Source organism: Polynucleobacter sp. Fuers-14 (assembly GCF_018882045.1).
GTDB lineage: Bacteria > Pseudomonadota > Gammaproteobacteria > Burkholderiales > Burkholderiaceae > Polynucleobacter.
In genome coordinates, this window is sequence record NZ_JACVPG010000020.1 from 1 (window position 1) to 11,246 (window position 11,246).

The window sequence follows — 11,246 nt, forward strand, 5'->3', positions numbered from 1 at the left end:
CGTTAAATGTTCCCATGGCAAAAGTACCGCCGTTAATGGTGACAACACCGCTATCGGGCATGACATTGCTTACGCCTAAGGCGAGCGTACCAGCAGAGATAGTAGTGCCACCAGTGTAGGTGTTGGTGCCGGAGAGGGTTAAGGTACCGGTGCCGGTTTTGGTGAGGGAGCCTGAGCTGCTGATTGCACCACTGATGGTCAAGCTAGTACCAGTCACATTAATAGTGGAGTCAGCTCCTAAGCTAACTGCGCCCGATAAGCTAGAGGTGCCCGTACTCGTGGCTAAGGTGCCGCCATTCAGGGTAATGGCTTCTGCACCGACTGTGACATTTTGAAGATCTAAGACGGCAGCGCTACTGATCGTAGTGCCGCTCGCGGTAGTACCTAATCCAGCAGCATTGGTAATGGCTAAGGTACCTGCACTAATCGTAGTAGCACCAGTGTAGGTGTTGGCACCTGAGAGGGTTAAGGTACCGGCACCCGATTTAGTAACAGCGCCAGCACCCGAGATCAGACCCGATAACGTACCAGTTGCGCTACTGCCACCCACGTTAAAGGTCTTTGTACCTGTCACCGCAATATTGCCTGCCCCACTAATCGAGCCTGTAGTCGAAGTTTGGCCACTATTTAAAACCAAGGCCCCACTGGCACCGGTAGATGTAATCGCACTGTTCACATAAATATTTCGATAAGCACTCAGCGTGAGAGTGGTGTTGGCAAACCAAGTAATAGCATCACCCACATAAATATCGCCATTACCGGTGCTCGTTCCACTACCACTACAGGTCACGTTAGTACATGTAATTGAACTTGCGCTCGTAGTCAGTGTCACATCAGCATTTGCTAATGCAGCGCCGATGGTCGCACCAGAGATATCCCCACCACTAGAGGCAATCGTTAAATCATACGGATCAAGTAACCACTGCCCTTTGGTGCCCACGCTATTGCTAGCAGTGCTGGCGTTAATAGCAATGCCATCGGCAATACTTAAGTGGTTTGCTGAAGTTTCAATTAAGCCCCCATTGCCAGTGCTGCCAGCGCCCTTGGCTTGGTAGGTGCCAGCATAAGAGGCCTCATCACCCCAATTAAGGATGTTGCCGCCATTGCCACTCGTTAATGCATTGGCAGTCAAAGTCGTGTTTTGATCAATCGTGGTGAGCGCTGAAGTGGGCAGTGCGACTAGATTATTTAAGCTCGGTAGTAGTGCAGCTTGGGTGGCACTATCAGAGAGAGGATTGAGTTTGAAATTACGACCAGTGATGATATTGCCACCACCCAATGTGCCATTGGCACTGATGTTTGCACCAATTAAAGAGGTGCTAATAAGACCAGACTGGGCAATCGTACCGCCTAAACCAGCGCCACCATTGGTTTGCACATAGCCCGTATTTTGATAAGTGCCCGCTGGGGAAGATAGGATGATCAGACCACCGTGATCACCATTGGCCACAATCACCCCAGCACTAGATAGTGATAGGTTGCCGGCAATCGTAATTGTGCCGCCGGTGGAACTGATAGTTGATGCCGTGGTTGAGCTAACGGTTGATGCTGCGCTGGCTGCGCCAGAAGCAAATACGAAGCTAGAAGAATCGAGGGAGGTATTACGAGAGAGGATGCTGGTGATGACGGTGTAGCTAGGATCACTGGAGTTACTGCTGGAGTCACTGCTGATGGTGCTATTACTATTCAAACTGATAAGGCTGTTTACGAAAGTGCGCATTGCAGGCGGCGCTAAAGTCGAGCCACTACCAATGGCATTGGCTACGCCAATTTGCACACTGCCACCGGCTAACAATCCATCACCCGAAATCAAAGAGCCAGTTAAGGTGGTTGCTACTTGACCAGCGAGCACAATCGTGCCGCCAGTACCACTTAAACCGAGAGCATCGACTACGCCACTACTACTGACTTTACCGGCAGTAGAGATAATGCTGATCGTGCCACCACTAGTTCCGTTAGCAGTAATGGTGGCATGACTACCAATCGTAATATCACCACTGGCGATGATATTAATAACCCCGCCAGCAGAAGTATAAGTATTAGTATCGAGAGTTAATCCACCATTGACGGCATGAGTCACATCGCTGGCATTGAAAGATTCACGACGTTTTGTATTATAGGTAGTAGAACTATTACTTGAACTGGTATTAGTACTATTCCCAGAATTAGTCGAACCATTCGATCCAATAGAGCCCAAGATATTAATAATGGTACCTGCTAAATAAATATTACCGCTGCTATTATTGCTACTGCCATTCGTATTCACTGAACCATTGACATTAATCGTTTGGGCTACTGCATAAACATTACCTGCAGTAATATGATTATTAATATTAATCGTGCCGCCCTCAGCCCATAATGTCAAACTCGTTGCAGTATTACTAGAGAAAATATCTGCGCCTGCTGCCAAAGTTAATACGCCAGTAGTGCTAGTAGTACTCGTTGTGCTATTGCCCCAAGCAGAAGAACTTCCAGTCACATCCAAAATCACATTGCTCGTGTTCAGTGCGCTAGAGATCACAGCTGCTGCTGCCGTATCAATCGTCAGATCAATCGGGTCTAAGAGCCAAGTACCCGCCTTGCCATTGGCTGCGCTGGTGTTGATCAGCGCAGTGCTAGCGATGCTGACATTGCCTTTAGAACTCGTTTCTATAAAACCACCATTGCCCAGCAAGCTGCCAGCCATCGCATTGAGCGTGCCTGCAATCACGGTTTTAACTTGGGACCAAATGGCGATGATGCCGCCATTGCCACTAGCCGTACTAGAAGCATCGACTACCGCCCCTGCTTCCACGCTCACCGTGCTAGCCATGACACCCGTGCTATACGCACTGGCTGCTTGGCTAGCTACTAGGCTTTGGGCCTGAGCATTAGAAAGAGCGCTTGGATTGGTGCTATTAACTTGGCTACCACCGGTTAGCGCGGTATTGGCTAGGCCGATATTGACTTGCCCGCCGCCTGCAGTACCTGTTGCGCTGGTACTCGATGTGGCTGCCAAAGTGATATTGCTACCCACTAAGTTAATCTGTCCCCCAGTTGAACTGGTGCCAGTACTCGCGGTCCCCGTGCTATTAGCAGCGATAGTGCCTGCTTGCGTGATGGTATTGGCCACTAGCTCGACGATACCGCCTTGGGAGCTCATCGAAGAAGCGGAGATACTGCCCGTATTTTTAATCACCGAGGCCGATAACTGATTGGCCGCACTAGCCGCCAAAATTACAATACCGCCTTGCGCTTCAATCACATGCGCATTGGCAATGAGGGCGTTATAGACCCCCACATCGACTGTCATACTGAGTAATTGGCTCGCGGAGAAGTTTAGGGTGATCTTTTGACCAGCGCCTAGGGCTACTGCTCCCCCTTTGCTGGCTATTAAATACCCTTCATTGCGCACTTCTGGTGCTAATAGGGCCACATAATTAGCTACATTAATGCGTCCTTGGTTCACTACTGCGCCAGTGCCATTGCCACTAAAAGTTAAACTGCCATTACTCTCCATGAAGGTTTTATTGGCAATATCCATCGTTGTAGCAACCACTCCCGGGGCATTGACCTGCGCTCCCTTACCAAAAGTAACCCCGTTGGCATTGACAAAAATCACATTGCCATTGGAATTAACAGCGCCATTAATCATGGAGGCAGTCGCGCCTGTCACGCGGTTTAAGGTAGTGGAATTGGCTCCTGGGGTATTAAAGTTCACGGTGGCTTTACTGCCCACATTAAAACTATCCCAATTAATCACCGCCCGTTGTGAGCTTTGATTAACAGTCAATACAGGGGCTGCGCCCCCAGTTTGACTCATCACTGCTTGGCCTGCTACTACCTGACCATTGGTTGGTAAGGCATTAGTCGCTATATCAGCACCAAAAGCCAGTGAGGCTGAGCCAACTAAGACTGCACAGGCCATACTGACCTGACTTGAAAGCACAAAAACCCGCTTCACCTTGGAAGGTGAACGGGAATTTGCAGCCCAAGAGGTATGACGGGTATGGCTTATCAAGTTTTACAGTGATGGGTTTTCTTAAAAATAAAAAGGCGCTTCTAGTTGACAACAACCAAAAGCACTTTCGTTGAAGAAATAATATCGACTGGAGAACTACAAAAATATCCCCTATTTAGGGGGTTTTTTGAAATAAATTGTGTTTTTTACACTTATTTTTTAGTTAGCCGAGCAAATTGGCCGATGCTTGGCCCAAATGTTGATTGCTAGCCATGTCAGCATTTCAAAGCCGCCACCCTATTTCTCATGGCGCAATGCAGTGACTTCTTTAAAAACATCCAACCACACTACTATAGACGCACTATTGAACGCAGAACATGCGCATGATTGAACATTGAATGATCAACGACTGGAAATTTAATACTCTCAGATTTGAATTGAAGAAATTATCACCGCGCTCTAATCATCAACTTCCCTGTGCGGTTAATATTAATCAGCACTTATTGCAAGTAAAGATACAGATCAAAGCATACTTTTCACGGTTTGCTGACTTTGTTGATAATATCCATCCTTGTGAACGCCTGTTTTTTTATTATCTACCAAGAAATGACTCTTAAATATTATTTTTCATGTAGAAAATAGATGGCTATTCTAAATGTGGCTGATTTCTCTGAATCAATCGGAATAATTAATATATTAACAGCGCATTAGATATTTTTAATCGATGGTACTGATTAAAGTCTGGTGTTTGACCGTAAAACTTATTGGTTTAGGTAAGTTAATATTGGCTTAAATTAATAGGGGTCAGGTGTTTTTCACATGATGCTAAATAAAAAAATTAAGCTAGTCATGGTCATTCTATTAATCTAGATTGGTATTGCCCCAAAGCAGTGCAAACGATCTCAATACCCATTCAAGTTGAAAGTGGCGATGACTCCAGCCTGCATCTTCATTCACTTAACGGAAAGTATTCCCCTCATTTAACCGGGGCGGCCAGCGATGATGACTCCATTTCAATCATAGCCGCTAACTTATGCATTGAATTGAGGGGATTCATAAAAGCTAAAACAAACAACCGCCCATTACTTTGACGTTTTTGATCTAGCATTGCGCGCAAGAGCGGAGGCTTCTTTGATATTTTGATAGCTTCAGTGGCAGAAGGCAAACCCTGAATCTGAGAACTGGCAACAGTCACATTAACTAAAGCTGACTATTAAAGAGAAAGGAGTCTTATTGTAGACCCCCGCATTTAGGGGTCACATCAATCAAGGATATTAAAGCCTCAAGTTGATATTGTCACCCAAACTCAGCGGGTCCCAAAATCGGCATAGACGATCAAATTCATTTCTACTGTAGCACCAACACTTCTTGCGATGAGCCCTTGATCAAGCGGGACTTTATTTCTTAAAAGGCGGTCATCCCACATGAGTAGGGACCGACTTAAGCACTCGAAAGTAGAATGCTTAGCATCGCAGATGGCCGCTTGCAAAGACTGGGTGATCGATGCTTGAAAGTAGTTCGGCATTGAGTTGCGAAAGTGCCCGGATTTCCCCGCTTCTTAAGTGGCCACATCAATCGAAGACGGAAGGCCAAACAACCATATTCGACTGTAGCGCGATAGGAGTTGCTTGAATCCCCCAAAAAGAGCCAAGCATCCACTACTCCCTCATTACCAATTAAAGCAAAATCAGCATGCTGCCCATCATCACTCTCAGAGCTAAGCGTTATGATGCAATTAATTGGAAAATAAAAATAATCACAGCTCGGATTTGAAAACAATAAAACCTCACCAGCTTTAAGCTCGACTAAATTAAAGTCGCCACCCCACCGCCTGATATCTTGTGGGCAAATTCCATCAACAATTCGGTTTTTCCAATCATCCTACCAAATCTGTTTAGCCAATAAGGGTTAAAGGGCTTAGTCGAGAGTTCGAGCCTTGCCTTACCTACCAACATTACTAAGCCGGCCTTCTATGGGCTGTTGTAATTTCCAATATCTCTTGGAAGGCGTCATTCTTATTCTTAAGTTGTCAAGAGTGCTACATATAGTAGCAAAAAGCGGTATTAAATTAGGGGTTTATGTTTTATACACAAGCCCGCCAATCATGCCCCTTGCCTTGGAATTGCATCGCATCTCTTTTGCTCTAAAAATATTGACAGCAATAGCTATCTCGAAAAAAAGGGGTCAACCTAAAGACTGACGCAATCTGTAATGGGGATTGCGTGCAAAAGGTAACTCACCTCGAATTTTGCACCAAACCAGTTATTGGCAACCCTCCATCGAGAGCGATTGAAGCATCAATGCAGAAGTCAGTCTTCAAGCAATGTGTTTAACGTGGTGGCAATGTTGCCACTTCAAATCAGCGTTCCCATTTGCGCAATAGTTCAAGATGAAATTGAACTACATTAACAAAAACGGCGTGATCGTTTAGCAAACAAGCACGCCCCGCAAAATTCCCAAAGTGAATCCCTAAAATTTGTAACCCACTCCAGCTAAAAATTGGTAAGCGTTTAATGAATTGGCATTGCCATTTAACTTACCACCGCTAGGATCTAATGTAATAGTAGTAACGGGCATCTTATATCCATAGTAATTTACCTCTCCAAAACCATAAAATCCGCCTGAGATGATTTGCTTATAACCAAGACCTACAACAAAACCGCCCGCTTTTTGATTCCCAGACTCCGCCCCTCCAGATCCTGATTGCATTTTTGAGGATACTTGCTCTCCAGAGAATCCCAACTTGGCATAAGCTAACTTATTTTGATCAATGATGTAGCCAGGGCTAATGTAAGCACTAATTCTATTGGCAATACGGTAATCATAAGCATACGAGGCGCTCAAGTCGCTGACTGTAGAGTTGGCAGTAGATGTTTTTACAGGCAAACCAGAATAATCCAATCCCACCCCCAAACTAAATTGTGGGCTAATGACTGAGATATAGCCAACTCCAACAACAAGGGCGGGGGATAGAGCGCTAGAGCTCGAAGTGCTAGATCCACTATAGCTGCCACCTGAATTAACAATCGTCGGAGATGCGCCACCTATTACATTATTCTCAAAGCCCACGCCAAGCTGTCCGTAAAATCCCTCAAAAGAAGATTGGGCATGAGCGAAACTTGTGCTGGCAATCACAAGAATTGAAGCTGTAATCCATTGATAACGTTTCATTTTTTTCTTAATATCGGGTGCATTATTTATTCTTTTTAGACTCTTGAGCGGGGGCATCTTTAGGCCTGCAAGCCAAAGGCTTGCCTTCAGGGGCCCAGCAAAGTCCAGTGATATTTCCGTCTGGAGTCTTAAACCCACATTCCCGACCAATAGCAAGACTTTTGCAAGCCTCAAGGGCCTCTGGTGGCGGCTTTCTGGGCGGGTTTTCGGATGATGGCTGAGCAAAAACATTGCCGCAAATGAGTTGAGAGCCCATAACCAATGCCCCGATCAAGACAATCTTCATTTCATTTAAATGGTGGCGAAAGAACTTCATCTATCAATTCCTTTTTAAATAGCGTCTTTTATCCTGCTCTAAGACCAGCTTGAGAGTGCAAAGGAAAATTGTCAGCCGCCCAGGGGTAAAGCGGCTTTAAGGATGTGTAAAGATTTGCAAAATCGGACCCATGACATTGGGGCCGCGCAATTTAGGTGCGCCTCTAACAATTTTGCGTTCAGGTGATAGGCATTATTGAACGCCAAACAAATGCACCACTTGAATAGGGGATATCTATTGAAAATTGATCAGCCTATATTAAATGCTCTTATTTAATTTGGGCAACACAGTAGAAGATGAGCCACCAACATACTATTAACCAAGCGTCTATCTCCTGCAATATGGATCAAATTATCATTGAACTACACAACCTGGCGAGAGCCCTCTATACACAGCAGCTGGAGAATAAAAATGATTGCGATTATTCCTTAAGCGTAGCTCATGACAGGCTAAGAATGATTGCTCAAGATCTTACGACAGTAGCAAAGGATCTCAAGATAGCCAGGCTCACTGCTAGGTATAAAACTAATAATTAATCTTTAAAAAATATATCTGCATGCGATAGTTGAACAACCGTATTGCAGGAATGATTGCCAGAGATTTGGAGTGTATCAACTGCAATCTGAGGACATCGTTGGAAGCATAATAGTGATAGATAAACCTCCTGTAGGGGCATTTTTCGCAGAAATATTTCCCCCATGGGCTTTAATAATATTTTCACAAATTGCCAACCCCAAGCCAAACCCTAAAAAATGTTGCCCTGAAGCGGCGCGAAAAAATGGACTAAATAAAGAGCTTAAATCCTCTTCAGCCACCCCATCTCCTTGATCTGAAATAGTTAAAATAATGGAGGCATCATCAAGCAAAGCACTTTGAATCGATATATTGCCATCAACACGGCAGTACTTAATTGCATTTGATACAACATTACCGATTGCCCTGTGTAAAAGCCTAGCATTACCCTTGACCATTAAGTGCGCTTGCTCAGAAACTATAAGTTGACAATTTTTTGCCTCGGCCTCTAGCGTAGACTCTTGCAAAATTTCGTGAATAATGGTGCTTAAACTAATGGCCTCCTCAAGATTGATATGAATTCCAGACTCTAATCTAGAAAGTGTTAGCAACTCCTCTAATAAGGCGTTCAAGCCCAGGGTCTCACGCTCAATTCTGCCCAAGGAGTCATGAAGTCTATGAGGCTGTTGCCTGGCCAAATCCGAAGCAGCCTGAAGACGCGCAAGCGGGGAGCGCATTTCATGGGAGATCTCATGCAATACTTTTTTTTGCGCCAGCATGAGCGCTTCCAAGTGGCCCGCCATACTATCGAAACTCACCCCTAATTCAGCAAGTGTATTGCTACCCTTGCCCATGGCATCACCCAATCGGGTGTTTAATTTTCCACTTGCTAAACTCCCGAAAGCTGTCCGCAACCTATCAATTGGACTAGCAAAATAACGGGACAATAACCATGCAAAAATAATACTGAATAATAATCCCAAGATTATGGGTGGCACGGGTACAGGAACGGCGATCTCACGACCATTAATCAAAATAGGGATCTCTTCAGCGGGCCGAGGCTTAAACAAGCGAAATAATGCTAGGTAACTCTCATCCTTGCTTGCGCCTACTCTTTGAATTGCGATTGTCTCATTTGGGCAGCTCTCTAAGAGCAGCGGGTTATTCAATTTGCCATCTTCTTTAAATGCGTAAACACGAACTTGAGACCCAGGGGGCTGCTGTGCAATATAACTTCTTAAGGCTTGCCCCCCGCCGCTACTGAAGATTTTTGAAACAGACTCCAGTGTCGTCAAATGTTGGGCATGCCCCCTAATATCGCGATTGAACCATTGCTCAATAAGCGGACTTGCCCGATTTAGCATGGTCACTGCCACTACAGTTGAAACCTGTGAAGTCAATATGATAAAAAAGAAGCGCCAAAATAGTGGTTTCATATTACCTTCGAAGTAATTGATAGCCCCTGCCAAAAATTGTTTCAATATGTACAGAGCCCTCATCAAAGACCTCTAGCTTACGGCGAATACTGCTTATGTGAACGTCAATACTGCGGTCATAGCGTGATGGGTGGCGACCCAATGCCCCTTGTGATAATTTTGTTTTATCTACCACCCCTCCTACGTTCTTAGCCAAAATTAAAAGCAAACTATATTCAGTACTTGTAAGCCTTATAACCCGGCCATTTAAGGTGACCGATCTTGCTGCAGAACGCAACACCAACCCATTGACAATGATATCGTCAAACGGGGTAGTAGTAGCAAAACTACTATTCGTGCGGCGCAATACCGCACGAATACGAGCAGCAAGTTCGCGTGAGGTGCACGGTTTTGTAATGTAATCATCGGCACCCTTCTCCAATCCAATAATACGGTCGACATCATCCCCTTTGCCAGTAAGCATAATTAGAGGCAAAGCACTGGCTCCTCTAATTTCATTTAAAGCATCTAAGCCACTTTTACTTCTAGGCATCATAAAATCAAGTACTGCAATATCAAAGCACCCATTTAAGGCTGAATCTATACCAGCTTGTGCGTTATGAACAGCATGGACCGCAAAACCGTCTCGCTCAAGGTAGCTTCCCAGCAATTCAGTCAACTCAACATCATCGTCAACCAATAAAACCCTGGGTGCAATTGAGCTTAGGGGCGCATCAGCAGGAGAAAGCCCAGCTTGATTTATATTTTTTTTCATAAAGTGCAATTAAAAGAGTTGTAGGAGCGAATCTCAAGCCATATCAAAAATCTTTACATACATTTACAAGTTATTTACGGCGATTTAAAGGCTAGCAATTCAGAATCACATTTAAATGAACCGCATCACAAAATGATACGCAAACCAAGTTATATGTAATTCTTATCGCAGCACCATCTAATGAACCTTTTCTTGCAAACCATTGCCGATAAATCAATACGAGGCGCTTGCCCTAAATATGGGGCTAATAAAGCAACATTGCCCTCGCTCTTGAGTGTAACCAGTAAAGCTTAAGTCGTAGCCATTTATTGTGATCAACAACTCAAAAATATTAATCGACAGTAGTTTTTTTGACGGCATAGCTCTACCAGTCTTTATAAAAGATCTGAATGGCAAATTCGTCTATTGCAATCAACCGTTTGTAGAGTTTTTGGGTATATCCATTCAGCAAGTTATTGGACTGTCTGACTCCGATATCAGACCGAGGAAATTCAGCGTTGAATATGCCAAAGCTAATGAAGAATTATTTAGATTGAATAAGGAGCAGTCCCATCAGTTAATTACCCATGAATCATCAGCCAAGGAAAAAATAGTTTTTAAAAAAATACCCCTTTGCAATCTCGATAATGATGTCATTGGCTGGATTGGATCGATAAATGATGGCGGCCCTATAGATAAAAGTATTGCAACGAGAAACGATAAGTTGACCCACAGAGAAAATGAAGTTCTGTCTCTGCTTAGCATGGGCCTTTCAGTTAAGGGTATTGCCATCAAACTTCACATTTCCCCGCATACCGTTAGCCATCACCTTAAAGAGGTGTATACCAAACTCGATGCCCACTCCAAAAACGAGGCTGTTTTTAAAGCAAATTCATGAGGAATAGCCTTAAAAATCTGATTTTATTAATGCACTAAATACTGCATAAGACCAATCCATCCGACCACCAAAAAAAGTATTTTGCAGGGAACAGTCGCTGTAAAAATATGGTGGATTCAACTACGAAGTGCAACTTTGAACAACTAGTTAAGGAGGCTAAGGATGTTTTAGTATCCAAAGCTTCTAGACCTGCAAGTCAAAGTAGCCATGACCTATCAACACCTTAGCCAAACTGAACG

General features: G+C 44.4%; 6 protein-coding genes. 1 reads left to right on the forward strand and 5 read right to left on the reverse strand.

Annotated elements, in window-relative coordinates; translation table 11 throughout:
- The 5 genes from ICN40_RS09935 to ICN40_RS09955 all read right to left on the reverse strand — a co-directional run.
- The coding region (locus ICN40_RS09935; protein WP_216243775.1) for an S-layer family protein at nucleotides 1-3,928 on the reverse strand (3,928 nt) is incomplete at its 3' end.
- A 2,481-nt stretch (nucleotides 3,929-6,409) separates the two neighbouring features.
- On the reverse strand, nucleotides 6,410-7,111 hold the full coding sequence (locus ICN40_RS09940) for an outer membrane protein (protein WP_216243778.1): 702 nt from the start codon (nucleotides 7,109-7,111) through the stop codon (nucleotides 6,410-6,412).
- A gap of 22 nt (nucleotides 7,112-7,133) precedes the next feature.
- Nucleotides 7,134-7,427: a hypothetical protein gene (locus tag ICN40_RS09945; RefSeq protein WP_216243780.1), complete on the reverse strand. Its 294-nt coding sequence runs from the start codon at nucleotides 7,425-7,427 to the stop codon at nucleotides 7,134-7,136.
- A 611-nt stretch (nucleotides 7,428-8,038) separates the two neighbouring features.
- Entirely contained in the window at nucleotides 8,039-9,376 is a 1,338-nt protein-coding gene (locus tag ICN40_RS09950; RefSeq protein ID WP_216243782.1) for a HAMP domain-containing sensor histidine kinase, read from the reverse strand.
- A 1-nt stretch (nucleotide 9,377) separates the two neighbouring features.
- Nucleotides 9,378-10,130, reverse strand: a complete 753-nt coding sequence (locus ICN40_RS09955; RefSeq protein ID WP_216243784.1) for a response regulator transcription factor — start codon at nucleotides 10,128-10,130, stop codon at nucleotides 9,378-9,380.
- Nucleotides 10,131-10,440: 310 nt separating this feature from the next.
- On the opposite strand from ICN40_RS09955, the gene ICN40_RS11855 reads away from it, so the two are divergent.
- Nucleotides 10,441-11,007 (forward strand): helix-turn-helix transcriptional regulator, encoded by a 567-nt coding sequence (locus tag ICN40_RS11855; protein ID WP_216243785.1) that lies wholly within the window; start codon nucleotides 10,441-10,443, stop codon nucleotides 11,005-11,007.
- Nucleotides 11,008-11,246 lie beyond the last annotated feature (239 nt).

What these genes read in the sequence shown, in the direction of transcription:
- ICN40_RS09940 (WP_216243778.1), bottom strand. Translation starts at nt 7,111, where the DNA reads ATGAAACGTTATCAATGGATTACAGCTTCAATTCTTGTGATTGCCAGC.
- ICN40_RS09945 (WP_216243780.1), bottom strand. Translation starts at nt 7,427, where the DNA reads ATGAAGTTCTTTCGCCACCATTTAAATGAAATGAAGATTGTCTTGATC.
- ICN40_RS09950 (WP_216243782.1), bottom strand. Translation starts at nt 9,376, where the DNA reads ATGAAACCACTATTTTGGCGCTTCTTTTTTATCATATTGACTTCACAG.
- ICN40_RS09955 (WP_216243784.1), bottom strand. Translation starts at nt 10,130, where the DNA reads ATGAAAAAAAATATAAATCAAGCTGGGCTTTCTCCTGCTGATGCGCCC.